The following is a 26,325-nucleotide window of genomic DNA, read 5'->3' on the forward strand; positions in this document are numbered from 1 at the left end:
AATTTTACCTACTACTTAAAACCAATGACTAAATGTAATCATTGGTTTTTTTTTTATTCTTTATGTTCTTTATTAAGTTTACTATGTTTAGACCCATAGAAAAAATAGAGTACCAAACCGACTAATAGCCAGGATGCAAACCAAGCCCAATTATTGGCCGTCATCCCAGTAAGTAAATAAGAACAACTAGCAACGCCTAATAAAGGAATTAACGAAAGTTCATTTTTATAAGTAATAACAGATAACACGATTAATAAAATCCAGAAAAGAGTACTTGATATTTTGAATGTTTCGTTTTCACCATTAAAATTTAAAAGATTTTTAAAATAATCAGGAAAAATTAGTGAAATTAAAAAGAAACTAATGATCACCATTAATGGAAAAATAAATTTTCCGTTTATATAAATCAAATGAAATCTTCCTACGATTTTTTCTTTTCGGGGAATTAATAAAATGCCGCCACAAACAAGTACAAAGGCAAAAAGTGTAGCAATACTTGTAAAATCCAAAACAAAGGTTTTATCTGTAAAGAGAATCGGTACACCCACTACGAGTCCGGTAACGATTGTGGCAAATGAAGGGGTTAAATACTTTGGATGTATTTTTTGAAATTCTTTTGGTAACAAACCGTCGCGACTCATACTCATCCAGATACGAGGTTGACCCATTTGAAAAACTAAAAGCACACTTGTCATAGCTACCACCGCAATAAAAGATACAATCAACTGCATCCAGGCATTTTGCTTTACTTCAAAAATATATGCGAGTGGATCTCCAATACCATCAAATTGGCGATAATCTAATACACCGGTTAATATTAATGCTAATAATATATAAATAAAAGTGCATATCACCAGGCTATAAATCATCCCTCTTGGTAAATCTTTTTGTGGGTTCTTACTTTCTTCTGCAAATACACTAATAGCATCAAAGCCAATGTATGCAAAAAAAACTCCACTGACAGCACTCATAACTCCTGTAAAACCATTCGGCATAAAAGATGCATTGCCTTCTGGATTTATTGGAAACCAATTCCCTGTATTAATATATAATGCGCCAATAGCAATTACTAAAAATACTACGAACAACTTTAATAAAACCATGATGTTGCTTAGATTTTTAGATTCTTTTACGCCAATATAGACGAGGATGGTTATAAGTATATTAATAATTATGGCTGGAAGATCAAAAATAATTTTCAAACCTGCCAATTCTGGAGCCAGAGTCCATGCCTTGATTAATTCCTGATTTACGGATTGATTATGAAATGCTTTTTTTGCTTCCATATAACTGCAGCTAAGGTATTCCGGGATGTGTATATTCAATCTTTGGAGCATAGACGTAAAATAATCACTCCAAGAAAAAGCAACATAAATGTTACCAATTGAATATTCCATTAATAATGCCCATCCAATGATCCAGGCTGCGAGTTCTCCAAAAGAAACATAAGCATAGGTGTAAGCGGATCCAGCTACTGGAATCCGGCTCGCGAATTCTGCATAACATAGAGCCGTAAATCCACAGGCAATTCCGGTTATTATAAAGAGGATCACTACTCCAGGCCCCCCTTTGAAGCAGGCTTCTCCTAAACTACTAAAACTTCCGGCCCCAATAATAGCTGCAATGCCCAAGGCAGTAAGGTCTCTTACAGTTAAAATCTGGTGTAATTTTCCATGATGTATTTGATCAGAGAAGGAACTTAGTGATTTTTTTCGAAACAAGGACTTCAACATATTTAATAAATATTTAATATGATTTTAAGGATTGCTTGGTAAACATAGCTATTTTTTTATTCCTAAGGGAACTAGAATATGCTTTCTGTCCAAGTCAAGGTCTTGTAAATGATTTGTTATTGCCAGCGTTTCACAATTACTTTAGAGCAACCCTCAATTTTAGCTCCGTTCATTCATTCATTTTCCAATATATTTGTCCTCTTAATTTTTAAAGCAATTGCTTAGATGGTAAATAAATATTTTGACCTCATTGATCAAACCTACTTTTTTCCTCAAGAAGGATTTGACCTTGAAAAAGATGAATTGATTTTTAACGGTATTCCTGTTATGAATTTAATAGAAAAGTATGGAACACCTTTTAAGATGACCTATTTGCCAAGGATTGGTGATCAAATTAAAAAAGCAAAAAACCTATTTAATAAATCCATAAAATCCTTGGATTATGATGGCAAATATTATTACTGTTATTGTACTAAATGTTGCCATTTTTCATATGTATTAAAAGAAGTTTTACAACATGATGTGCATTTGGAAACATCTTCTGCATTTGATATAGATTTAATTCTGAATCTTTATAAAAATGGTCAAATTGATAAAGACCAAATTATTGTAAATAACGGTTATAAACCAAAACAATATTTGCAGAATATTGCAAATTTAATTAATTCTGGTTTTAAAAATGTAATCCCTGTCTGTGATAATATTTATGAGTTGGATCGCTTTAATGAACTCATACATAAAAAATGCAAAATGGGTATCCGGGTTGCAACAGAAGAAGAACCTAGCTTTGAATTTTATACCAGCCGACTTGGAATTCGTTCATCAGAAGTAGTTCAGTTTGCAAAAGAAAAATTCAAAAAAAATAAGAAATTTGAATTATACATGGTTCACTTTTTTGTAGATACTGGAATTAAAGATACAGCGTACTATTGGGGTGAATTAAAAAAAGGAATTAATGCCTATATCGAACTTAAAAAGCATTTTCCTTCAATTAAAGCAATCAATATAGGAGGTGGCTTGCCAATTAGAAATTCATTGGGGTTTGAATATGATCATAAGTATATGATTCATCAAATTGTAAAAATGATAAAAGATTCCTGCGAAGAAGCAGGTGTAGAGGATCCAGATATTTTTACAGAATTTGGAAAGTATACGGTCGGTGAAAGTGGAGCAACTATTTTTTCAGTATTAGAACAAAAGCAACAGAATGATTCTGAGATTTGGTATATGATCGATAATTCTTTAATGAACACATTGCCCGATAGTTGGGGTATTGCAGAGCGATTCATATTATTACCAATCAATAAATGGCATAATGATTATTGCCGTATTAATATCGGAGGTTTAAGTTGTGATAATTCTGATTATTATAATACGGAGGCTCAAAATCAACAATTATATTTACCAAGATATAGCAGAGATGATAAGGAAGCTTTATTTTTAGGATTCTTCCATACCGGTGCTTATCAAGATGCGTTATCTGGTTATGGTGGAATTAAACATTGTTTGATTCCATCTCCAAAACATATTTTAGTGGATCGTGATGAAAATGGAAATATTGTAGATTGGATTTATAGCGAAGAGCAAACATCTAAAGATATGCTCAAAATATTAGGATATAATTAATACGTTTTGAACTAATTTTTTAATTTTTTCGTTAGAAGTTAATTCCTTCATTCAAGTATTTTTTTTATTCAATATACCCGAAATAAGAATGGAATTAAGTTTCCTGAAAATTTATTTTTATAGATTAATTGAAAACAAATATTATGAAAGAGAGTGCAAAAACATATGCAGGTATTCCGGAGAAATATGCAAACTTTGATTTTGCTCAGGTCCTCTTAACGTCTATTCCATATGATGGCACCAGTACTTGGGGAAAAGGTGCAGATGAAGGTTTTAAAGCATTTATGAATGCTTCAGAGAATATGGAATTGTTTGATATTGAAACGATGTCTGAACCTTATAAAAAGGGTGTTTATTTAGAAAAGCCATTAAAAGTTAAAAAACGAAGTCCAGAAGAAATGGTGGAGTTGGTTTATCAATATGCTTTGCAACAATTAAAGTCTGGTAAACTTCCGACTTATTTTGGAGGAGAGCATAGCATTAGTATTGGATTGATTCGAGCTTTTGCAAAGAAATACAAAAACCTTACAGTGGTCCAATTAGACGCGCATACAGACCTGAGACAAGAATATATGGGCACAAAATTTAATCATGCTTGTGCTTTAGCTGAAGCTCAGAAATATACAAATCTTCTTCAGGTGGGTATTCGCAGTATGGATATCAGTGAGAAAAAATTTTTAGAAAAGGACAAAGTATATTTTGCCCATAATATTATGGACAATGATTATTGGATGGAGGAATCCATTAAAAAGATGTCGGACAAAGTTTATATTACCTTGGATTTAGATGTATTTGATTCATCTTTAATGCCAAGTACGGGCACTCCAGAACCAGGTGGTATGGAATGGTATCAGGTTCTTCAATATCTTCGAATGATTTTTTTAAGGAAGCATGTAGTTGGTTTTGATATTGTTGAGCTGGCTCCAAATCCACATAACCAGGCGCCTGATTTTTTAGCCGCTAAATTGTACTATAAAATGTTGGCATATTATTTTGAAAGGAACAATCGGACAATCTCTTAATTTTAAATTTGCGTAAATAATTTTAGCATAGCATATTAAATATATTGATAAACTTTAAATTCGTGTTAAAATTTAACTATTAACTATTAACTATTAACTATTAACTATTAACTATTAACTATTAACTATTAACTATTAACTATTAACTATTGACTCTTAACTATTGACTCTTAACTATTGCCTCTTAACTATTGCCTCTTAACTATTGACTATTAACTCTTAACTCTTAATTATTAATTACAAGTTCTAAACCATGAATAAAGGTCCAGTTTCTCAATTTATTGAACATCATTATAGACATTTTAATGCAGCATCCCTTGTAGATGCGGCGAAAGGTTATGAGCTTCATTTAACAGAAGGAGGAAAAATGATGGTAACCTTGGCAGGAGCGATGAGTACTGCAGAATTAGGTGTATCTCTTGCAGAAATGATCCGTCAAGGCAAAGTTGATATTATATCTTGCACAGGTGCAAATCTTGAAGAAGATTTGATGAATCTAGTAGCACATTCTCATTATAAAAGAATACCAAATTACAGAGATCTGACTCCCCAGCAGGAATGGGAATTGTTAGAGCAAGGATTAAATCGGGTTACAGACACGTGTATACCTGAAGAGGAGGCGTTTCGTCGATTGCAGAAACATATCTATGATTTATGGAAAAATGCAGATTCCAATGGAGATCGATATTTTCCACATCAATATATGTATCAAATGTTATTAAGCGGAGTATTAAAGCCCTATTACGAAATTGATCCAAAGGATTCCTGGATGATCGCGGCAGCAGAACGCAATTTGCCCATAGTGTGCCCGGGATGGGAAGATAGTACCATGGGAAATATATTTGCTTCGTATATTATAAAAGGAGCACTTAAAGCAAGTACCATGAAAAGTGGCATTGAATACATGGTTTATTTATCTGAATGGTATAGGGAAAATTCAGGAGGGAAAGGAGTTGGTTTTTTTCAAATTGGAGGAGGCATAGCGGGGGATTTTCCGATTTGTGTTGTCCCTATGATGTACCAGGATTTAGAATGGCACGATGTTCCATTTTGGTCTTACTTCTGTCAAATATCAGATTCTACAACTTCTTATGGATCTTATTCTGGAGCAGTTCCTAATGAAAAAATAACCTGGGGCAAATTAGATATAGACACCCCTAAATATATTATTGAAAGTGATGCTACAATTGTAGCACCTTTAATATTTGCCTGGATCCTTGGCTGGTAAAACGAAGGATTTAATCTAAAGGTGGATTATCTTCTTCATCCTCGTACATAGGAGCCTCATTTCTTTGTTCTGCAGTTGGAGCAGAAGGATGTTCGCTTTCTTTAGCTTTTACACTTTTTGTAGCATGTGGAACCAACAATAAACGTTGTTTTTCAATTAATTCACCGGAAACAAGGCAAATTCCATAAGTTTTATTCTTGATTCTGATCAAAGCCATTTCCAGATTTTGGATAAACTGCTTTTGTCGTTCAGCCATCTTTGTAAGAAACTCAATTTCAGTGTGTATGGAACTGTCATCAAACCAATCACCACCTTGTTCGTCAGCCATATTATCTCGCAACTCCATCATTTGTTGCTCAATATCATCTAGCTCGCGTTTGGTGCTCTCAAGTTTGTCATCAATGACTTTCTTAAATTCCATCAATTCTTCATCGGAATATCTGGTTTTCATGTTTATATAATTTTGCGCCAAAATTAGATATATATCTATTTCCTAATTGTAAAATTTTCATAATAAAAATAATATAATTATAATATATTAATAATCAAATATATACATATATTATAAATATTATATAAGTGTATAATTATCGCAATATTTGGATATCTTATAAAGGTTTTAAGGCTTATGATCTAATTTAGAATCAATTTTTGGAGTCCATACAACAAATAATTTAAGGGTTTTCAGTCAATTCATAGAATTCACTTTTCGAATCCTTAGTTTTCATAAAGGATGCAAGAAGAAGTGATTGCAAATTAATTCTTTAAAAATTTAACGTTTTTTATATTGAATTATCAAAATATTACTGCAAATTTGCACTAGAATGTTAACCGATTGATTTTTAACACAACATTCACCTTTCAACTTCAAACAACGAAAATCTTATTAGGAACTTTTTTGTTTCTTTAGTAAGCTTATTATTTAGTTTATAAAGTAAACAAGAAATTTGGCTTGATGTAATTATTTAATTGCTCAAAATGGAATGGAGAATTTTTTCCATTTCTATTAACTTGATTCCGATCACAAGGAAACATTCGTTAAATTTTTGATAACAATTGGTAATACACATATAGATTTTTTATATTTGTAAGATATTTAGTCCATGAACATATTAATCCATTTATTCCATGAAAAATCTGTTTAAAAAACGGTCTTCAAAAACAGAAGACAAAACAGAAGAAAAAAGAAACTTTTTTAAAGGACGGAAAGAAAATCCGGAATCTGATCAAGTAATTGAAACTAAACCCAAAGGCGATTTCCTAGAAACCGATGAGGATCTAGGTTATTGTTAAGTTTTATTTCTAGAATAATTTCTTCTTTTTTAGGAATGCAATCATTCCTATGACTACAATGGTTATACCGATCCACCAGGTTAAGTAACCGTATTTCCATTTAAGCTCTGGCATGTTCTCAAAATTCATACCATATACTCCCGTGAAAAATAAGATAGGAATTGAAATGGTGGATACAACAGTTAACCATTTCATATCTTTATTCATGTTCAGATTCGCTTTACTTAAGATCAATTCCCGCAATCCATTTAAAAGTTCTCTTTGGTTATCCAAAGATTCAATTAAATGTTGAATATTATCTTGAAGATCTCTAAGGAAGATAAAAGTGGCTTCATCTATTAAATTAGATTCTAATTTTTTAATTTTACTAACCTCTTCCCGCAATGGGAAAATATATCGCTTTAAACTTATGATGTGATTTCTTAATACATGAAGTTCATCCAACTTTAAATCTAAATCTTCTCTTAAAACGCGATCTTCCAGGATCTCTATTTCATCGTGAAACGCTTCTACCACTAAATAGTATTTGTCTACCACATAATCTATGATAGCATAAAATAGATAATCACTATTCCTGTTTCTTATACGGGATAAATCCATATGCATCCGATCTCTGATTATAGCAAACGTATCATCTGGATTTTCTTGAAAGCTAATAAGTAAATGTTTTGTACAGTATATTGCAATTTGTTCTTTTATGAATTCCTTATTTATCTTGTTATATTCAACATGATGGATAATTGCAAATATGGCGGAATCATAATCTTCGATTTTTACTCTTTGGCCTGGATCCAAAATATCTTCAAGAATCAAGCGATGAATTCCAAATCGTTCTCCGATATTTGCAATCAGGTTGACATCATGAATTCCTTTTAAATCTAACCAATAGTGAAATCCATTTTCAAAATTTATATGCAGACATTGATTTTGGTGGATCTCCAATAATTGCTGTGAATTATACTTTAAACCACTTAAAACGGGTGTTTCTTTTTTTGCTTCTCCTGTATAAATAAGACTTCCGGGGGATAAACCAACTTTTTTCTTACGACTCATTTCTTGAATTGTTATTGTAACATTTAAAATACTTCACTAAAGTTTCTAATTTGCCATCCCAGGTTTTCCATTCAAATTTAAAATCAAAGGAGCTATTATGCCAAACTAAATGAAAGTGCCCATGATATTTCATGCAACTATCAAAGAGCTGTTTAATATCATTCATGGCTTCATCCGAAGTTAATTTTGTATAATTTAAATAGGTTCGATCCATCGCATTTAAAGGATAAATTATAAGCGAAGTTTCATATTCAATTTCAACATCATACCAATTAAATGATTTGCAAGTACCTGCTCTGAATCCTGATTGATCAGCATATCCAAGGCTGAAATCAAAAGTAATTTGATTTTTTATTAAATTTTGGTATGTTTCTGGAAAAAGAATTTTGAGAAAATGCTGACGAGATTTATTTATTTCACCACCAAGAATTTTAGTTAGTAATGATTTTTCTTGTGCGATAGTATCCGCTTTTATATTGGAAAAATAGGAGGGGTGAATTCCAATTTGAGCAAAGGTTTTTATATGATCCACAATGGATTTGATTGCCTCTAATTCTATAGCTTGATTTTTATCATATGCTGAATTTCCGCCGGCTAATATGAAAAAATGGATTTGATTCTTTTCAATGTTCAGAGATTCAATCCAATGATAAGAGTCAAATGGATCTTTTTGAATCCCGGTATAGGTTAACATACGTTGTTTAAATTCTAAAAAATTTCCTAAAATGAATGCCCTGAAAGTTCCAACTATTTTTTTAAAAATGGATTTGTATTTAAATTTATAAAATTGATCAATATCAATTCCAATTGACCAGGATGGATTAATTTGAGCTTTAAGAATTTTAATTTGAAATTTCAATTCAAGCTTTTGAATAAATTGAAAGACCCAAATATCTATAATGGGAATATTCAAGGCTTCATTTTTAAATAAGATACTTTGAGTTGCAGGAAACCGTCCGTGTTTATCCTTTGGAAAAGGTAAATATTCTTCAATTCTTGCAATCAGGTAAAATAGCGCAGCAAACAAATCAAAGGAACGAGAATCTGTAGTCGGGAATAATATAAAATCTACAGATTTATTTAATTTGGGTATCTGCTCATAATCTTTTAGCTTCTTATATAACCAGCCACTTTCAAACAAAAATACTTCGGATCCTTTTAAGGGAAATTGACTGTAATTTATAGAAGGGCCTTCAAAAGCCAGATATTCCTCTTTTGATTGCGTTCGTTGCAAATCCCAAGCATTGCTGTAAGCTTTAATAAAACGGATCACATACTCCAGTCTTGGATGCTGCGTTTGAGAATAGAGTAGGACTTTAATCAACTTATTTCAAAATTAATACCGACTTTTTAAAAAATTTGTACTTTTAGGATGTGAAATTAATACAGATATTTGTTTGGATTTGTTTTTCGAGTATTGTTATCGCACAATCTAAAGCGATTATGGAGTCACCAAAGACTGTCCGTAAAGGTATTATATATAAAAAAGAATGGTCTATCGATGCTGCAATTCATACAAATGGGTATTATTTGGGATTTAATAAGGCAAAAATAAAGAATTTCCATACGACTACATTTTTTCATACGGATTTAGGATTTTTATATCATCCTAAAGAAACCCGGTCTTCCAGACCTAATAATGTGGGTCTAAAAAGTTTTAATTCTTACAAGTTTGGTAAGCAAAATCAACTTCTGAGCGTGCGATTAGGCAGAGGGATTATCAAAACATTGAGTGAGAAAGCCAGAACAAAAGGTATTGCAATTGGTTATAGACTTGAAGGCGGCATAGATTTAGGGATTTTAAAACCTTATTATTTGAAAGTCCTAGACGAACGGGATGGAAGTTTTCGAATAAAGGATATCAAATATTCAGATAATCCTGAAGATTTTCTGGATCCAAATCACATATTAGGTTCTTCGGGATTTTTTAGAGGAATAACTGAACTAAGTGTAATTCCTGGAGTCTATGGAAGAGCTGCAGTCCGCTTTGATTTTGGAGCCTTCGAAAAAATGATTCGATGTTTAGAAGCAGGCGTTCAAATTGACCTCTATTCAAAAAGACCTGCTATTATGATTAACTCGCTCAATCCACTGCAGTATATAAACTTTTATATAAATCTACAGTTAGGTAAAAGGCAGACTTAAGATGTAATTTTTTTATTCTGCATATTTATAAAACACAATTCTAAATGATTGAACTTGAGCTTATAGCTGCTTCAGAAGCCAAACCTAGAAGACCCGAATGGCTTAGAGTTCGATTGCCAATTGGAGAAGATTACCGAAGGGTTAGAGCACTCGTCGATGAGTATAAACTGCATACTATATGTCAAAGTGGTAATTGCCCAAATATGGGTGAATGCTGGGGTGCTGGTACAGCAACCTTTATGATTTTAGGAAATGTATGTACCCGATCGTGTAGTTTTTGTGCAGTCAAAACTGGAAGACCTACAGAATATGATACCGATGAGCCGAGAAGGGTTGCAGAAGCAATTCGACTTATGAACGTTAAACATGCCGTTATTACATCTGTAAATCGGGATGAATTAGCAGATCGCGGTGCTGAAATTTGGTATCAGACCATTATAACTGTGAAAAAAGAATGCCCAGAAACAACAATTGAAACTTTAATACCTGATGTAAAAGCAAATTGGGATGCATTGGAACGGATGATTAGTGCTGGTCAGGAAGTGGTTTCTCATAATATGGAAACCGTTGAACGATTATATCGCATGGTTCGTCCCCAAGCTAAATATCAACGAAGCCTTGAACAAATTAGGCGAATTAAAGAATTTGGTAAAAGAACGAAAACAGGAATTATGCTTGGTTTAGGTGAAGAAAAAGCAGAAGTGTTAAAAGCTATGGATGATTTGCTAATAAGTGGCTGTGATGTCTTAACTTTGGGCCAATATCTCCAACCAACCAAAATGCATCTGGAAGTTGCAAATTTTGTACATCCGGATCAGTTTGCAGAATATAAGGAGATTGGCTTAACTAAAGGTTTTCGTTATGTGGAAAGTGGACCTATGGTGAGAAGTAGTTATCATGCAGAACGTCACTTGGCTTAATTCCCCATGAATGAAAGCTTTGGTATCATTTTCACAATATCAAATCAAGAATTCTTTTGTTTTTATTTTGACACGAAACGTGGAAAAGCTATTTAGAAAAATGCTTATGAGATTTTGTTTATTATTTAGTTTAATACTCTGGAGTTCAATAGGATACTCCCAAAATTATATTGTTAATTCTGTAAATGATCTGGATGACGGTGTTTGTGATGCTGTTCATTGTAGTTTTAGAGAAGCTGTAAAAGCAGCTGAAGCAGATGGAGTAGCAAGTATAATTACTTTTGGTATTTCAGGTCCTGGTCCTTTTTTAATTAGTCCCACGATGTCTTTTCCAAATATTTTGCAAACGGATTTGACAATTATTGGAGAGTCTCAACCAAGCCCACCGGGTTCTATAATTATTGATTTTAATTTCCGTAATTTTATGGGCGTTCCTTTTTGGACGATTCAAGCTTCCAGATTTATTATTAGTGGTATAACTTTTAGAGAATTCTTATATGAAAATTTAGGCGACCATATTTTTAAAATTGGGGACCTCGGTTTAACAGCAGATAATTGTACTCTTAGAAATTGTTCTTTCTATGATGATAATTCTTTGTTTCCACTTTTACCTAAGGAAATAATTCTGGTAAATGACGCAGATAATGTCGTTATTTCAAATAATAAATTTGCAACGGACGTGAATATTTCATCCATCTTTAAACTAGATGGTTATTTAACAATTGATGCGAATATTGGCACAAGAAAAGTGAGCATAGATTCAAATATTTTTGCGAATAAAATTCAGATGATTGAAATATCAGGAGGGGATGTATCAATCAATAAAAATATTTTTGGAGCTTTAGATACCAATAAAGCAGTTAATTTTTTAGTACCTGATATTGGAATCCGATCTTTAAGTTCCGATAAACTAACCATCCATGATAATTTTTTCTTTGGGATTCAAAAGAATGCCATTTTACAAACGCAATCAAATCGGGATGTTGTGATTTCTAAAAATCGATTTTATAATAATATAGAGGATATTAACACGACTTCCAATCCGAATAGTAATGTATTATTAATTGATAACACCGCACGGGATGGAAGGCAATTTGTTACATCAAGTGGTAATCCTGAGATTTATTTTGAACGAAATAATATTAATAATTATGATTCTGTTTTTACAAATTTAAATGATCCACTCACGCGTAAAGTGAGACATATTGATAACCGGATGACCTGTATCAATGATAAGTTGATCATCCTGAATCCGGCATTATTTCCATCGCATCCGGTACCTGTTATTTCAAGTGTAAATCGCAATCAAATTACCGGAACAGGAAATCCAAATGATAGTATTGTTGTCTACTCTAATAACCGCCTACTTTGCCCAAATGCTATTTGTCAAGGAGGAAGTGAATTAGGTAGGACTCAAGCAGATGCTTCAGGTAATTGGATCTTAAATGCTACCTATCCAAATCGAACTTCAATTTCTGCATTTCAATTTATTAATAATCCAAATACAAGACCAACTATCTATTCTGAGTTTTCTAATTGTTATCAATGCTCAGGTCAAGTTAAAATTAATTTTAACCCTTCAATATGTGCAGGTCAAATAATTAATTTTAGAGGCAAAAATTATTCGCAAGCAAATCCTAAAGATTCCATTTTTGTGAGGGGTGACGGAGTCAGTATCTGTGATTCTGTAATTCTTGTAAATGTTGGTATTAATAGCAATTTTCGTTCAAGTTTGAATGTTGCAATATGTTATCAAGATACCCTTAGATTTGGTACCGTAGAAATTCATAAAGATCATCTTGTGGATTCTTTACTTCTAAAATCAACTGCGGGTTGCGATAGTATTATTACAATTACCGGAAGAGAAGTAGGGTTGGATAGTATTACCCAAACAATTTGTGATAATGCTTCCATAACTATTTTTGGAACCCGTTTTGACAAAAATAATACGAGCGGTGTAGCGAGAGGAATTGGACAAGCAGTTTCTGGTTGTGATAGTGTAGTGTTTGTAAGTTTGAAAATCAATAATTTTACAGAATTCTTTTTGAATGCTGTATTGTGTCCTGGAAAGGATACCTTAGTACAAGGTCAATTGTTTAATCAGGCAAGACCAAAAGGAGATGTTCCGTTGCCCGGCGGTTCTAGTACCGGTTGCGATAGTATAATCCATGTAGATTTGTTATATCCAAATAATATCGGTTCGTTTTCAACGACCATATGTCCGGGAGATAGTGTATTGGTTGTAAATCGTTTTTTTAGTGATCAAAATCCAACTGGACAAATCATTATTCCTAATGGATCTAGTTTTGGATGTGATACCATTATCAATGTTGCCATCACCGTTTTGCCAAATGCTATGGGCTTTTTTAATGCTGAAATTTGTAGAGGAGATACCTTGATATTAGGGAGCCAAAGAGAAATCTTTTTCTCTGGAAAACTTACCGGCACGTTAAGAGAAAACAATGGGGCTGCCAATGGTTGTGATAGTTTGGTTCGAGTTCAATTGAGTGAGATTCAGGATGCAATTGGAAAATTTGATACCGTTTTATGTGATCAACAAACAGTAACATATGAAGGTGAGACATTTTCAAAATCCAGACCTCGGGGCAGTTTTAAAATTCTAAATGCATCTTCGAGAATGTGTGACAGTTTTGTCAATGTCAATATTACGTTTATTCCACAAACAATTGGGTTTTTCAGTCCAATGATTTGTTCTAAAGATAGTATAAGAGTTGGAAATCAGTTTTTTTCAGCTAGGAATCCCACAGGTCAAATTCCTTTAATTTCAGCTGCTGGTTGCGATAGTATTTTAAATGTTTCAGTGCATATTAATCCAATTATTCAGGCTCAATTTGAACCAAAGGAATTAAAATGCAATGCAGCAAATACCGGAGAACTTATTATCAATACTATAACTGGAGGTTCTGGCACATTTAAAGTTTCCATTGATAATGGCCCAACTTTAAATTTTACATCAGGACAAACAATTGGAAATTTAGCTCAAGGGAATCATACCATTCGGATTATTGATCAACTTTCATGTGATACTAGTTTTACGTTTACAATAAATAATTCACAGAGTTTATTTTTACAATTACCAAATGATACTACAATTAAATTGGGAAATGCTGTAAACATAAATGCATCGGCCAATTTTAATCCTTCAATAATCACCTGGGATCCAACTTTATTTTTAAGTTGTACTAATTGTTTGAACCCTCAGTCGAAACCAGATCAGACGGTGACTTATATGTTGACCTTAGAAGATGATAAAGGTTGTATCATTAAGGACAATATGACAATTACAGTATTGGTTGATGAAGCAGATATTTTTGTTCCAAATGTATTTTCACCAAATGGTGATAATATTAATGATTTTTTTAATCCTGTATTTAAATTTCCCGAAAAAACTTCCATCCTAGTATTTAGGATATTTGACAGATGGGGAAATATGGTATATGAGAAATTAAATGGGGCTATAGGGGACCCATTTCCCTGGGATGGAAAATTCCAGGCTGAAAAATTAAACCCGGGGGTTTATACTTATGCCATTCAATATGCAGGAGAAGATAAGGTTGGGAAGTGGAAAACGGGTGATTTGACTTTGCTTAGATAGACCAAAAAAAAGTAGGGCAATTTCCTTTTTGAGCGGTCCAAATTTTACAGCTTTCAATCAATAGCTGCTGTATGAATTTAGCAGCATATTTGTATTTCAAATTTTATTTTGTGCTAAATAATAATTTATACATTTTTTTATAGATCTCCGTATTTTCATAAATTCCTGAGAATAATTCAGCCCCTGGTCCAAAAGCAAAAACAGGAATTAAATCAGCAGTATGATTTTTTGAAGTAAAAGAAGTCTTTAATTCTCCAAATTTTTTACCGGAATTTATTGAAAACCCACCGGTCTCATGGTCGGCTGTTATAATGACTAAAGTATTTTGATCAAGTTGCGCGAAATCAAGTGCATGTTTAATAGCCTGATCAAAATCTAATACTTCGGTAATAATATAATTCGCATCATTTGCATGTCCACCCCAATCTATTTGAGAGCCTTCAACCATTAAAAAAAATCCTTTTTCAGATTTTAATTTTAAAAAATCAATTGCGTCTTTGGTTGCTTTAGGTAAATATTTCCTTCCATTTGAAACAGGCAATGGATCTCCATCTGCTGTAAAATAAACAATTTTATTAGCAACTGGGAACGTCCAATTATCAAAATCTTGCTCAAAATAATCAGTTACCAGATAATCATGATCTCTCAAATCAGTAATCAAATTCAAACTATCATTGTTTCTTCGATCAAAATATTTTTTGCCGCCACCAATTATTAAATCTATATCCGTTTTTAGTAAATCCAAAGCAATGTTTTCATATTCGTCACGGTCTGTTTGATGTGAAAAGAACGCTGCAGGTGTGGCATGTACAATAGTGGAAGTAACGACCAAGCCGGTGGCGAAACCTTTTGATTCAGCTTCTTCCAAAATGGTCTGATGTGATCTGTTTAAAGAATCTAAACCTAAATGTCCATTTTTAGTTTTCATTCCAATTGAAAAAGCATTTGCGCCTGCTGCGGAATCTGTTATTAAATTATCGGATGAATGCGCTTTGTGAAGTCCAATGTGAGAGCATCGCTCTAATTCTAATTTATTATTATTGGAATACATACCTGCGGTTATCTGACTTAAGCCCATACCGTCACCTATCATTAGGATAATATTTCTAGGTTTTGTTTTAAATGTATCCTTTTTAATGCTTAGGGTAGGACTTGTTTTTTCAGAGTTAATTTTGCTTGTGTTACAAGCATTCAACAGAAGCAGAACAAGGATGTGACTAAAACGAAATTGGTAACTCATGGTTAATTAACTAATTAGGGAATACCTCTTCCCAGGTAAGGATTTTAGGACACCGTTGAATTCAAGATTTAATAATAAACTCGCAAGTTTACTTGGACTAAGGTCTAAATTTTGATGAAAAATATCTACATGTACAAGATTATCTTTTTGTAAAATATTTACAATATTTTGCTCATCTGCATCCAGATCAAGAAATAGTTTTTGTTGAATAGTTTTTGTTGGTTTATCAGGGATGTCCCAACGCATATTTAAAATTAAATCTTCTGCATTTTCAATTAATTGAGCTTTGTGATTTTTTATCAAATAATTGCAGCCAGAGGAAAAGTTATCATTTGTTTTTCCGGGAAAAGCAAACACGTCTTTATGGTAGTTATTTGCATATTCTGCGGTTATCATACTTCCACCTTCCTTTAAAGTTTCAACTACAATTACCGCATCACTCATTCCGGCGACAATTCGATTTCGCATTGGAAAGTTTTCCCGATCTGGCTTAGTATCCATTCCAAATTCAGTCAAAAGACCCCCATACTGAAGCATTTGTAATGAAAGTTTTTTATTGTCGGCTGGATATATTCTGTCTAAACCATGACCTAAGACCCCAACTGTATAAACATGCTCTTCAACGCAAGCTTTATGAGCTGCACTATCGACGCCATACGCCAATCCGCTAAGCACCAGAATATCAAGATGCTTGATTTCATGAATCAAAGAGTTTACTAAATTTTTACCATATTCTGTAATTCTCCGGGTGCCTACAACCGATATGATTTTATCTTGATTAAGATTTGCATTTCCTTGGTAATACACTAAAACTGGACTATCATGATAATTTTTTAGGCGGTATGGATAATTTTCATCAAGATATGTTAAGACTGTAATTTTATTTTTTAAAACAAATTCAATTTCTTTTTCAGCCTTCTTTAAATTACCTGGATCTCTTATTGATTTAGCAAAGGTTCCACCGATATAAGGAATTCTCATTAAGTTCGAAATCTTTTCCTTAAAAACGGCGTTTGCATTTCCACAATAACTGATAAGTGTTTTTGCTGTTACAGCTCCAACATTTTCAACTTTAGTAAGTGCTATGGTATATAGTAAGTCCTCATTTTGCATATTTAGGGTCTAGTGCTTTTGCAGCGTCTAAAAAAACTTTTGCTTTACTTTCATATTCTTGAATTTTTGAACTATTTAATTTTCCAAAACGAGCCATATCTCTATAAGCGCACGAAATATAATAATTCAAATCAGCATCTTGGTCATTTATTTTATAGGCCAAGCCTAAAAAATGTAAAGCATACTCATAATTTCTGGTCTCTTTATATAATACATCGTAGCCCACATGTTTTAAATATGGAAACATCAAATTATTATTTTCCGGATCTTTCGTTAGATAGTCCATATATTTTGTAACAAAATCCAGATTTGGTTTGACTTTAATGACACTTTCTAATTTTACTAGAAATTTTTTAATGTCATTGTCTTTTTTTAGCCTTTCTGCAAGCACTCCAGCTTTCATATTTAAAGCTTGTCCATATGCTGGAAAAATGGCTAAAGATTTATCAATATATGTTTCTGCTAAACTTAGATATTCAAATTTCTTTTGAGGATTATCTTCTGGTTGATACTTTTGAAAATAGGAAACCCCAGTAAATAGATTTATCCGGGCACTATTTTTTGATACATTTACGGCAGATAAATTTAGACTAAAACCATTTTTCCAATCGGGTACTCTGGAAATTGTTTTAACCGAATAAGCAGTTAATAATAAAATACTCAAAGTCCAACTCGTCCATTTTGATAATGGATTCTGGAGGGTAGATAATTGAAACAGATAGTAACCACAAAGGAAACTAAATGCAACAGAAGGCATAAATAGAAAGCGTTCATTCATAAATGTTCCAACAGGAAAGATAAAATTTGAAACAATTGAAAATGTTATAAAATAGAATAAAATTGAATAACTGATTACCTTGTTTTTAGTTCTAAAATAAAAAGCAATATAAAGTAGAAATATTGTCAGGGCAATAGAAATAATTGCAATCGGATTATTAAAACCAACTCTAGGAACATGGTATGGATAGTAATCATGGGTTAGAGGATGTGGGAACAACAACAATTTAAAATACCAAATAATAGTATAAAATATAGTAGCAATTTTCTCTGAGAATTTCATTCCAACAAATGGATTATTCATCAAATCATCTATCACGATACCATTTGAAAGAAAATATCCAATCACTTGCCATCGAACAACAATAAAAAACAGAAAGCACAAAAATAAGGGCCAACTTTTTATAAAAGATTTAGTAAGATTTTGGGATCTAAAAAGCCACATTGTAAGTGGAATGATGGCGATAAAAGTAACTGCATTTTCTTTTGAAAAAATCGCAAGTAAAAACAAAATTATAGCACTGAATTGGTAGAATTTCCGACCAGTATCATGAAAACGAATCCAGGATATTAAAGTAAGAATTGAAAAAAGTAGGCTCAAAATTTCGTCCCGACCTTTAATATTTGCGACCGCTTCAGAATGAATAGGATGTGCAATGAATAGGCAAGATGCAATGAATGGAAACGACCAATACCATTTATGAATACTTAAATTAGGGATTAATATCTTAAACAGAAAAAATAACGAGCATCCTATCATTGCATATAGTATGATATTCATAAGATGACTAATATTAGGAGCATTGCCAAAAAACTCAAATTCTATAGCAAAACTGACCAACGACAAAGGTCTGTACCGGGCTCCGGTTACCAAATCTTTTTGTTCGCCAAAGTAACCGGTAAAACTTTCATTAGAGAGAATATTCCAGATTCCTTTAATACCTTTTTGGACAAAACTATTTTCTGATAAAACTATGACATCATCCAAAACATAACCGAAATGTATGGATTCAAAATAAAGCCCAAAAGAAAGTATAAATAAGCTAAAGTAGGCAAAAAGTTCGCGGCCGTTCATTTTTGATAATAGCTTGGAAATAAGGCGATTTGACATAGTTAATTTATGGAGATGTTTAATATTTTAATGCAAGATATTGAAAATGATAAAAAAATTATTGTATTAAATAAATAATTAATATGTTTGTGGCTTAAAGGTTTTTTTCTCAAATATTGAAAGCTAATACCCCCCACTTTTTTATTTTATTGGCTTTATTATTTACACCATTTGTAAGTAATAGTCAATTAAACCTACAAGTCGGTTATGGACTAGGTTTTACTAATTTCCCAATTCATTCGCAAATTACGGATTTATATAAACTTAAGAATCCATGGTTGGACCAAGGTTTTAAAGAATTGAAATATATGAATGGAATGATGGCGGGTTTCCGATATTCATGGAATTCAATTTCAACAGGCTTAAATTGGAGATTTCGGCAAGCTAAGTTAGAAGCTAAGGGGATGGAACCAATTACTATGCAAGATTTTTCAAAAACATTGCATTATAATTTGCAGGCCTTTTCAGTGCTTTTAGAAACCCATGGCGGTTTCCTGAATTTAGGTAGTACTATTGAGTATAATTTGTTGAATATTAAGGAAATACATACAAATTCTGAAAATAAGCAAAGGGTATTACAAACATCGGTATTTGGATCACAATTCTATGTGAATATTAATTTTCCAGCAAGTCGTTTATGTAGAATAAGCCTGCAGCCTTATTATTTTTTAGGGTGGTCACCCATTTCTATGCAAACACTGGAAAATCACTTAAGTGGAACTCAAGATGCAGAGGTACGGAAACAGTCTCTAAATCATTTTGGGATAAATTTGATCTTAAATAATGGACCACAGCATTAATTTTTTATAGGAAATCTATTTTTTTTAAAAAATAAGTTGAACTTTTTAGGATTTTAGGAACTAATTCGTTAAAAAGGAGCTTATTTGTCTAAATGGTATTATTTTTGTCATATCTTTACACTTATGTATATATTATTGTGTATCAATCAATTTTACCGTACAATTAACTCACCCATTAAATCTTTTCTTAATTTTTAAATATTTTTTCCAATGAATCTTTACGTAGGAAACCTTGACTATAGCGTTAAGGAAGCCCAACTTCAAACCATGTTTTCAGAATTTGGCGAAGTTTCTTCAGTTAAAATCATCACCGACAAAATGTCAGGTAAGAGCAAAGGCTTTGCTTTTGTTGAAATGCCAAATGATGATGAGGCAAAAGAAGCAATTACAAATCTGGATCAGAAAACCATTAAAGAAAGACCGATTTCGGTTTCTGAGGCTAAGCCGCCACAACCGAAAGAAAGAAGGCCTTTCCGTCCCTCTGGTGGAAATAACCGTGAAAACGATCGTTTTCGCAGGAAATTTTAAGAGGCAATGCTCATTCATTTTTTTTACATAAATAAAGAATTGCAGCTTCTGTACCATTTTAAATTGTAAAAAATTTTGATGAAATAATAAATACCTGCCCAACTAAGGCAGGTATTTTTTTAATTTATGTGTTTATAGTACTTATTTAAGTTTAATGATAACATTTGATAGTTTAGGGATCGATGAAAATATTCTAAAAGCTTTAACAGAATTAGAATATTTAGAACCCACAGAAATTCAGCAAAAAGTAATTCCAATTTTATTAAAACAGGAAGGTGATATGATTGCCTTGGCTCAAACAGGAACTGGTAAAACAGCAGCCTTTGGGATTCCAATTTTGCAATCTATTGATCTTTCTAATGAATACACGCAATCACTCATCATTGCACCTACTCGCGAACTTTGCATGCAGATTACATCGGACATTAAAAAGTATGCAAAATTTATGAAAGAAATTCGAATTCTTGCAGTCTATGGAGGGTCGAGTATTTCTATGCAAATTAAAGAATTAAGGCGATCTGTCCATATCGTTGTTGCAACACCTGGAAGATTGATGGATTTAATAGAGCGAGGTGCTGTAAAAATTGGACAGGTCAAATCCGTCATCTTGGATGAAGCAGATGAAATGCTTAATATGGGTTTTCGGGAAGATATGGAATCTATCTTAGCACACACTCCTGCTGAAAAATTAACTGGATTATTTTCGGCCACGATGTCAACAGAAATTCGTGAAATCGCAGGTCGTTTTTTACATCTTCCAAAAGAAATAACGGTAGGAAGAAAAAATCTAGGTCAACCGAATATTACACATCAATATGCTGTTGTACAAGCAAAAGATAAAGTCCTGGCTTTAAAACGGATCATTGATTTCCATCTTGATTTTTATGGAATTGTTTTTTGTAATACAAAAGCTGAAACACAATTAATGAGTGATATCCTGCTTAAAGAGGGGTATCCTGTGGATTGTTTGCATGGAGATTTAGAGCAGCATCAACGCGATAAAGTAATGGCTAAATTTCGTCACAAAACGATTAAGGTATTATTTGCAACAGATGTAGCTGCACGAGGAATTGACGTAAAAAATTTAACACATATCATTCATTTTCATTTGCCAGATGATATTGAAAATTATACACACCGAAGTGGCCGAACCGCAAGGGCAGGGCAAAAAGGCTTTTCAATAGTATTGCTACATATTAAAGAAGCCTACAAACTACATCGCATTGAGCGGATGGCAAAATTGAGTTTTGAACGCTATTTTATTCCTAAAGCAGATGAAGTTTATCAATCTAGAATTTTGAATTTTGTTGAACAGCTGGCTACTGAATATAAAGATGAAGAAAATGTAATGCATTTTAAAAATGAATGGATCTGGCCATTGATGCAAATGAGTAAAGAGCGATTGGTTGAAATTATTTTGCAAGGTGAAGTTAAAAAATTTAATACGCAGTATTTAAATGCTCCTGACGTTAATGTTGAGGAAAAATGGAAACTTTCTACTGCAGGTGAAAGTCGGAATGAAGGAAGAAGTGAAGGCAGAAGAGATGGCAGAAGGGAAGGCAGTAGAGATGGTAGAAGGGAAGGTAGTAGAGATGGTGGAAAAATAGGCAGTAGAGATGGTGGCAGAGATGGAAGAAGTTCAAGATCGTCTTCTCCGGCTAAAGTATCTTCCAATATTCGACTCCATATTAACCTTGGAAGAAAAGATAATATGAAGTATGATGAAATTCGGGAAACCATTTTTAAATTAACTAAAGTTAGCGGCAGATCCATTCGGGACATAGATATGAAGAATACATTTTCATTTTTTATGACAGACCCTGAGAGTGCGTCTAAGTTATGCAGTCAAAAGAATCTGAAATTAAGTGGACGAGAAATCCAAATTCGGAAAGCGGATGATATGAAAGAAGGAAATTAAACTATCTGCCCCTACTTTATAACAAAATTCATTTACTGCAATCTCAATAATAAATAACAAAATCCGTTTAATAGCCTTAGTCAATTAATTTGAAAGAATGGACATATTAATTAAAGTTAGCCAATTACTTCTGAGTTTAACGATTCTGGTTGTAATTCATGAATGCGGACATTTTTTTCCTGCAAGATGGTTTAAAACCCGGGTGGAGAAATTCTATTTATTTTTTAATCCATGGTTCTCCTTATTCAAGAAAAAAATTGGAGAAACAGAATATGGTTTAGGTTGGTTGCCATTAGGGGGTTATGTAAAAATCGCCGGGATGGTAGATGAGAGTTTTGATATGGAGCAAATGCAATCTGAACCCCAGCCTTGGGAGTTTCGATCGAAACCAGCATGGCAACGTTTAATCATTATGCTTGGTGGTGTTACAGTCAATTTTATTTTTGGATTTTTCATATTCTCGATGTTAATATGGAAAAATGGTACTGAATATTTACCAACCAAGGACATGAAGTTTGGAATTGCAGTTGATAGTTTAGCTTATGATATGGGTTTTCGGGATGGTGATATCATTGCAAAAGTTGGCGATAAAACATTGGAAAAATTTGACAGATCTATAATCCTTAAGTCCATAGTTTTAGATAATACTTCTCAAATTGAAGTAATTAGAAATGGTCAGACTCAAATAATTCAAATAGATCCAAAGTTTGCTTCAGAATTGACGAAGCCAGAATCTAAAAATTTTGAATTATGGGCAGTCCGAACTCCAGCTCAAATTTCTAGTGTATCCGATGGTACACCTGCAAAGATGAAAGGTTTACAAGCAGGTGATCAATTCATATCTGTGAATGGACAAGCTGTAGCATATATGCATGAAGTTACTAAATTAGTTAAAGGAAAATTGAATACACCCTTTTCAATTGTTATAAAAAGAGGGAACGATACCATACCTATTGATATTTCTACCAATAATAATGGCGTTTTAGGATTTTTCTGGGAAGGGTATAATAAATTTATGCCAATCAAAACTGAAACTTATAGTTTGATTCAAGCAATACCTGCCGGAATTCACACAGGTTGCGATTTATTAATCGGACAATTAAAAGCATTTAAACAAATGTTTGCCGGGACGATAAAAGCAAAAGACTCATTAGGTGGATTTGCATCTATTACAAATATGTTTCCTGCAAGTTGGGATTGGACAGCATTTTGGAAAATGACAGCTATTTTATCAATTATACTTGGATTTATGAATCTCTTACCAATTCCTGCTTTGGATGGTGGGTATGTAGTTTTCCTTTTAATTGAAGTTGTTTCAGGTAGGAAAGTACCAGATAAAATAGTTGAAAAAGCCACCATGATCGGCTTTATTTTATTGTTAGCCTTGATGATCTATGCAAATGGATTAGATGTCTTTAGGGGCATGAGTAAATAATGTAATAAACTTTCTTATTTCTAAAATTGTTTATTTATATCGGGTGTTTATTATAAAATATTCGCTTGATTTATTTTACAACTAATATAGGTAAATGGATTATTTCCAATATTTTAATTTAAATCCTACATTTCAAATAGATTTAAATGAGTTAAGAAAGCGCTATTACCAAAAAAGCAAAGAACTTCATCCGGATTTTAGTGCAAATAATATTATAGAAGATGCAGATTATTTAACTGCATTGAATAATCAAGCCTATCAAGTTTTACAAGACCCAGTGGCTCGATTAAAATATCTTATAGAATCCATAAAGGGACCTATTCCAGATCAACATCAAATTCTACCACAGGATTTTCTTATGGAAATGTTGGAACTTCATGAAAGTATTTATGAATCTAAGGAAAATTTAAATCATTCTGAATTAGAAAAGCATAAAGTACAATTGGAAGCTTATGAAAAACAAGCATTACAAACGATAGAGGATGCAATACATGAATTTGATAATGGAAATCGGTCAGATTCAATTTTAAACGAAATGACATTTTATTATTTTAAATTAAAGTATTTTAGAAGACTCCGACAAACATTAACCGGAAGTTCAATTGAAATGTAATGTCTTAGCTTGCAATAAGTTTTTTCTGGAATTGGGATTCAGTCGCCTAAAATTTAATTGAAAGTATTTGAAATTATAAATGAAGCGGTTTTCTCCTACTATAATCATAGAAAATAATTGCAGCGAATAGGATCCAGTAATGCCTGAAATTCATTACGTCCATTGAAATTGATTCTGCCAGTACAATCCAGAATAAAAGAAAGAACATAAAGGATCGAGGATCTTTATAGGGCATAGATTGTTTAATTATTTGCCAGATGCTAAATCCAAAACTTATTAATATTAATAAACCAAGGAAACCAGTTTCTGCCAACATTCCAAAATAGGTTGAGTGTGGATCATATGCTGGAAGATGCTGAGGGTAGAGTCCTTGTTTTTTTAATAAGGCTACCTCCTGGTTATAATTTCCAGGGCCAATACCCAAAAAGGGATGGTGAAAGAATAAATAACTAGCGGTTTTTTTAAATTGAAAATAGCCACTCCCGACAATTGTATTTGAAGGAAACGTATATAAAATTTCATTTGAACTAAAGGGACTTTCCATGAAGTTCTGATCATTTAATTTTTCATTTTTTAAAAATAAAAAATGCGTTAAAAAAAAGTGTAGCATTGTTGTTGCCAAAAATAAGAATCCAATCAAGGTTTTCGACTTATAATATTTATATAGGTAAAGTATTATCCAAGCTATTGCAATGAATAGGAATGATTTTGTAAAACTTAACACTGCAACCAAAGTAAAGAACATGGAAAGCCATAAATAATTTCTGTTGTTAGAGAAAAATAAATAGTCAGTTAAGTTAAATACGATGCAGATGTTTATAATCGAAATATACATAGATGGAGTTGTTGTAAATACTCTTAGCCTATGAGTGTCTCCAAAATATGGATAGTTTAAATAAATTTCAGTTGTATCATTGTGAAAACCATAAATGCTTGCAATCCAGCCGATAAGTCCTAATACGGTCATGGTAATGCCTACACTATAGATACTTATTCTTATAGTTTTTATTAATTCATTGGAATTACATAAAGCGCAGAAACATAGTATTATGATCAACACAACTAGAAGATATAATTTTCCAATGATTTCCAAAACTCCATTTAGAGTAAATGAATTTAAAACTGCGATGCTATTTATGGATATGTATAAGCATGCAATGATTGTTATATTTTTAATTGGTTTATTAGCAAATAGCGAATACAATACAGGACGGTACTGCTTGAAATTAATAGTGAAATACAGAAGCATACCTAAAAACCAGAGCTCGCTTAATTGAACACGGTCAATGAAAAAAGGCAAGTGAAGTAGATTTGGAAACCCACATAAAAAACAATAGATCCCAATGAAATATGCAGGTACTGTATGATTACTTTGATTCAGATGCGACATGATCTGAATGTAAAGCTATGAAAATGAAGTGGATTGTTTAATTAGACAGCAAAACTTTCACCACAACCACAAGTCCGGGAGGCATTCGGATTATTAAAGTAAAACCCTTTCCCTTGAAGCCCTCCTGAAAACTCAAGGGTTGAATTAAATAAATATAAAAAAGATTTCAGGTCAGTAACAATTTTTTCACCCTTGTCTTCAAATATCTGGTCATTTGGTTTGGGTTCATTGTCGAAATCCATATTATAACTGAGTCCGCTACAACCACCGCTGGTTACAGAAACTCTAACAAAATAGGCTTGTTCAATTCCAGCTTCGTTGCGGAGTTGAGTTATTTTTTCTTTCGCACTATCTCCTATGAAGATCATTAATATTAAAGGCTATTTTTGGTTTTATAATCTTTTATCGCACTTTTAATTGCATCTTCGGCTAATACAGAACAATGGATTTTAACTGGCGGTAAAGCAAGTTCTTCTACAATGGCCATATTATCAATAGTCATAGCTTCATTTAAGGATTTTCCCTTTAACCATTCCGTAGCGAGTGATGAGGATGCAATTGCAGAACCACATCCAAAGGTTTTAAATTTAGCATCTTCAATAATGCCAGAATCCTGATTCACCTTTATTTGGAGCCGCATTACATCACCACATTCTGGAGCACCTACGAGGCCAGTTCCAACAGATAAATCATTTTTATCCATGGTTCCAACATTTTTTGGATTTTTAAAATGATCTAAAACTTTTTCTGAATATGCCATTTTA

22 protein-coding genes are annotated in these 26,325 nt (G+C 32.6%); 12 read left to right on the top strand and 10 right to left on the bottom strand.

Annotated elements, in window-relative coordinates; genetic code table 11:
• Window positions 1-53: 53 nt before the first annotated feature.
• Window positions 54-1,733, bottom strand: a complete 1,680-nt coding sequence (locus IPO86_06435; protein MBK9727740.1) for an amino acid permease — start codon at window positions 1,731-1,733, stop codon at window positions 54-56.
• A 225-nt stretch (window positions 1,734-1,958) separates the two neighbouring features.
• Between IPO86_06435 and IPO86_06440 the strand changes: the two genes are divergently transcribed.
• From IPO86_06440 to IPO86_06450, 3 genes are all read left to right on the top strand, one after another.
• Window positions 1,959-3,359, top strand: coding sequence for an arginine decarboxylase (locus tag IPO86_06440; protein MBK9727741.1), 1,401 nt, complete (start codon window positions 1,959-1,961; stop codon window positions 3,357-3,359).
• A 143-nt stretch (window positions 3,360-3,502) separates the two neighbouring features.
• Window positions 3,503-4,381 (top strand): agmatinase, encoded by an 879-nt coding sequence (gene speB, locus IPO86_06445; protein MBK9727742.1) that lies wholly within the window; start codon window positions 3,503-3,505, stop codon window positions 4,379-4,381.
• A 253-nt stretch (window positions 4,382-4,634) separates the two neighbouring features.
• The gene (locus tag IPO86_06450) at window positions 4,635-5,609 is read left to right on the top strand and encodes a deoxyhypusine synthase family protein (GenBank protein MBK9727743.1); all 975 of its coding nucleotides are present in this window, start codon (window positions 4,635-4,637) and stop codon (window positions 5,607-5,609) included.
• A 10-nt stretch (window positions 5,610-5,619) separates the two neighbouring features.
• Here IPO86_06450 and IPO86_06455 read toward each other — a convergent pair whose 3' ends face one another.
• Window positions 5,620-6,060 (bottom strand): TraR/DksA family transcriptional regulator, encoded by a 441-nt coding sequence (locus IPO86_06455; protein ID MBK9727744.1) that lies wholly within the window; start codon window positions 6,058-6,060, stop codon window positions 5,620-5,622.
• A 677-nt stretch (window positions 6,061-6,737) separates the two neighbouring features.
• Here IPO86_06455 and IPO86_06460 point away from each other — a divergent pair.
• Complete coding sequence (locus tag IPO86_06460; GenBank protein ID MBK9727745.1) at window positions 6,738-6,902, top strand: hypothetical protein; 165 nt, start codon at window positions 6,738-6,740, stop codon at window positions 6,900-6,902.
• 9 nt (window positions 6,903-6,911) lie between these two features.
• Here IPO86_06460 and corA read toward each other — a convergent pair whose 3' ends face one another.
• Entirely contained in the window at window positions 6,912-7,955 is a 1,044-nt protein-coding gene (gene corA, locus IPO86_06465) for a magnesium/cobalt transporter CorA (protein MBK9727746.1), read from the bottom strand.
• On the bottom strand, window positions 7,945-9,279 hold the full coding sequence (locus IPO86_06470; protein MBK9727747.1) for a polysaccharide deacetylase family protein: 1,335 nt from the start codon (window positions 9,277-9,279) through the stop codon (window positions 7,945-7,947). Before IPO86_06470 ends, corA begins: the two co-directional genes overlap by 11 nt.
• 50 nt (window positions 9,280-9,329) lie before the next feature.
• On the opposite strand from IPO86_06470, the gene IPO86_06475 reads away from it, so the two are divergent.
• The 3 genes from IPO86_06475 (at window position 9,330) to IPO86_06485 (ending at window position 14,636) form a co-directional block, all read left to right on the top strand.
• Complete coding sequence (locus IPO86_06475; protein MBK9727748.1) at window positions 9,330-10,100, top strand: hypothetical protein; 771 nt, start codon at window positions 9,330-9,332, stop codon at window positions 10,098-10,100.
• Window positions 10,101-10,144: 44 nt separating this feature from the next.
• On the top strand, window positions 10,145-11,020 hold the full coding sequence (gene lipA, locus IPO86_06480; GenBank protein ID MBK9727749.1) for a lipoyl synthase: 876 nt from the start codon (window positions 10,145-10,147) through the stop codon (window positions 11,018-11,020).
• A 106-nt stretch (window positions 11,021-11,126) separates the two neighbouring features.
• Entirely contained in the window at window positions 11,127-14,636 is a 3,510-nt protein-coding gene (locus IPO86_06485) for a gliding motility-associated C-terminal domain-containing protein (GenBank protein MBK9727750.1), read from the top strand.
• Between the two features lie 103 nt (window positions 14,637-14,739).
• Here IPO86_06485 and IPO86_06490 read toward each other — a convergent pair whose 3' ends face one another.
• From IPO86_06490 to IPO86_06500, 3 genes are all read right to left on the bottom strand, one after another.
• On the bottom strand, window positions 14,740-15,729 hold the full coding sequence (locus IPO86_06490; protein ID MBK9727751.1) for an alkaline phosphatase: 990 nt from the start codon (window positions 15,727-15,729) through the stop codon (window positions 14,740-14,742).
• Window positions 15,730-15,882: 153 nt separating this feature from the next.
• A complete protein-coding gene (gene dprA / locus IPO86_06495) occupies window positions 15,883-16,989 on the bottom strand; it encodes a DNA-protecting protein DprA (GenBank protein ID MBK9727752.1) in 1,107 nt (368 codons plus the stop codon).
• Window positions 16,979-18,841, bottom strand: coding sequence for a hypothetical protein (locus IPO86_06500; GenBank protein ID MBK9727753.1), 1,863 nt, complete (start codon window positions 18,839-18,841; stop codon window positions 16,979-16,981). The genes dprA and IPO86_06500 overlap by 11 nt, the downstream gene beginning before the upstream one ends.
• Before the next feature lie 152 nt (window positions 18,842-18,993).
• Between IPO86_06500 and IPO86_06505 the strand changes: the two genes are divergently transcribed.
• From IPO86_06505 to hscB, 5 genes are all read left to right on the top strand, one after another.
• Complete coding sequence (locus tag IPO86_06505; GenBank protein MBK9727754.1) at window positions 18,994-19,677, top strand: hypothetical protein; 684 nt, start codon at window positions 18,994-18,996, stop codon at window positions 19,675-19,677.
• A 210-nt stretch (window positions 19,678-19,887) separates the two neighbouring features.
• Window positions 19,888-20,205: an RNA-binding protein gene (locus IPO86_06510; protein MBK9727755.1), complete on the top strand. Its 318-nt coding sequence runs from the start codon at window positions 19,888-19,890 to the stop codon at window positions 20,203-20,205.
• Between the two features lie 154 nt (window positions 20,206-20,359).
• The gene (locus IPO86_06515) at window positions 20,360-22,123 is read left to right on the top strand and encodes a DEAD/DEAH box helicase (protein MBK9727756.1); all 1,764 of its coding nucleotides are present in this window, start codon (window positions 20,360-20,362) and stop codon (window positions 22,121-22,123) included.
• A gap of 97 nt (window positions 22,124-22,220) precedes the next feature.
• Complete coding sequence (rseP, locus tag IPO86_06520; protein MBK9727757.1) at window positions 22,221-23,558, top strand: RIP metalloprotease RseP; 1,338 nt, start codon at window positions 22,221-22,223, stop codon at window positions 23,556-23,558.
• Window positions 23,559-23,652: 94 nt separating this feature from the next.
• Window positions 23,653-24,171 (top strand): Fe-S protein assembly co-chaperone HscB, encoded by a 519-nt coding sequence (hscB, locus tag IPO86_06525; GenBank protein MBK9727758.1) that lies wholly within the window; start codon window positions 23,653-23,655, stop codon window positions 24,169-24,171.
• 73 nt (window positions 24,172-24,244) lie between these two features.
• Here the strand turns inward: hscB and IPO86_06530 are convergent, their stop codons facing one another.
• The 3 genes from IPO86_06530 to iscU are packed head-to-tail and all read right to left on the bottom strand — an operon-like array spanning window position 24,245 to window position 26,321.
• On the bottom strand, window positions 24,245-25,561 hold the full coding sequence (locus IPO86_06530; GenBank protein ID MBK9727759.1) for an O-antigen ligase family protein: 1,317 nt from the start codon (window positions 25,559-25,561) through the stop codon (window positions 24,245-24,247).
• Between the two features lie 41 nt (window positions 25,562-25,602).
• Complete coding sequence (locus IPO86_06535) at window positions 25,603-25,929, bottom strand: iron-sulfur cluster assembly accessory protein (GenBank protein MBK9727760.1); 327 nt, start codon at window positions 25,927-25,929, stop codon at window positions 25,603-25,605.
• Between the two features lie 5 nt (window positions 25,930-25,934).
• Window positions 25,935-26,321, bottom strand: coding sequence for a Fe-S cluster assembly scaffold IscU (iscU, locus tag IPO86_06540; protein ID MBK9727761.1), 387 nt, complete (start codon window positions 26,319-26,321; stop codon window positions 25,935-25,937).
• Between the last annotated feature and the right edge of the window lie 4 nt (window positions 26,322-26,325).

The sequence above is a fragment of the Saprospiraceae bacterium genome (assembly GCA_016717265.1).
In the GTDB taxonomy this organism is placed as follows: Bacteria; Bacteroidota; Bacteroidia; order Chitinophagales; family Saprospiraceae; genus Vicinibacter.

Coding starts and splice junctions, on each gene's coding strand:
- IPO86_06435 (MBK9727740.1), bottom strand. CDS start 1,733: ATGTTGAAGTCCTTGTTTCGAAAAAAATCACTAAGTTCCTTCTCTGAT.
- IPO86_06440 (MBK9727741.1), top strand. CDS start 1,959: ATGGTAAATAAATATTTTGACCTCATTGATCAAACCTACTTTTTTCCT.
- speB (MBK9727742.1), top strand. CDS start 3,503: ATGAAAGAGAGTGCAAAAACATATGCAGGTATTCCGGAGAAATATGCA.
- IPO86_06450 (MBK9727743.1), top strand. CDS start 4,635: ATGAATAAAGGTCCAGTTTCTCAATTTATTGAACATCATTATAGACAT.
- IPO86_06455 (MBK9727744.1), bottom strand. CDS start 6,060: ATGAAAACCAGATATTCCGATGAAGAATTGATGGAATTTAAGAAAGTC.
- IPO86_06460 (MBK9727745.1), top strand. CDS start 6,738: ATGAAAAATCTGTTTAAAAAACGGTCTTCAAAAACAGAAGACAAAACA.
- corA (MBK9727746.1), bottom strand. CDS start 7,955: ATGAGTCGTAAGAAAAAAGTTGGTTTATCCCCCGGAAGTCTTATTTAT.
- lipA (MBK9727749.1), top strand. CDS start 10,145: ATGATTGAACTTGAGCTTATAGCTGCTTCAGAAGCCAAACCTAGAAGA.
- IPO86_06485 (MBK9727750.1), top strand. CDS start 11,127: ATGAGATTTTGTTTATTATTTAGTTTAATACTCTGGAGTTCAATAGGA.
- IPO86_06490 (MBK9727751.1), bottom strand. CDS start 15,729: ATGATAGGTGACGGTATGGGCTTAAGTCAGATAACCGCAGGTATGTAT.
- dprA (MBK9727752.1), bottom strand. CDS start 16,989: ATGCAAAATGAGGACTTACTATATACCATAGCACTTACTAAAGTTGAA.
- IPO86_06500 (MBK9727753.1), bottom strand. CDS start 18,841: ATGAACGGCCGCGAACTTTTTGCCTACTTTAGCTTATTTATACTTTCT.
- IPO86_06510 (MBK9727755.1), top strand. CDS start 19,888: ATGAATCTTTACGTAGGAAACCTTGACTATAGCGTTAAGGAAGCCCAA.
- IPO86_06515 (MBK9727756.1), top strand. CDS start 20,360: ATGATAACATTTGATAGTTTAGGGATCGATGAAAATATTCTAAAAGCT.
- rseP (MBK9727757.1), top strand. CDS start 22,221: ATGGACATATTAATTAAAGTTAGCCAATTACTTCTGAGTTTAACGATT.
- hscB (MBK9727758.1), top strand. CDS start 23,653: ATGGATTATTTCCAATATTTTAATTTAAATCCTACATTTCAAATAGAT.
- IPO86_06530 (MBK9727759.1), bottom strand. CDS start 25,561: ATGTCGCATCTGAATCAAAGTAATCATACAGTACCTGCATATTTCATT.
- IPO86_06535 (MBK9727760.1), bottom strand. CDS start 25,929: ATGATCTTCATAGGAGATAGTGCGAAAGAAAAAATAACTCAACTCCGC.
- iscU (MBK9727761.1), bottom strand. CDS start 26,321: ATGGCATATTCAGAAAAAGTTTTAGATCATTTTAAAAATCCAAAAAAT.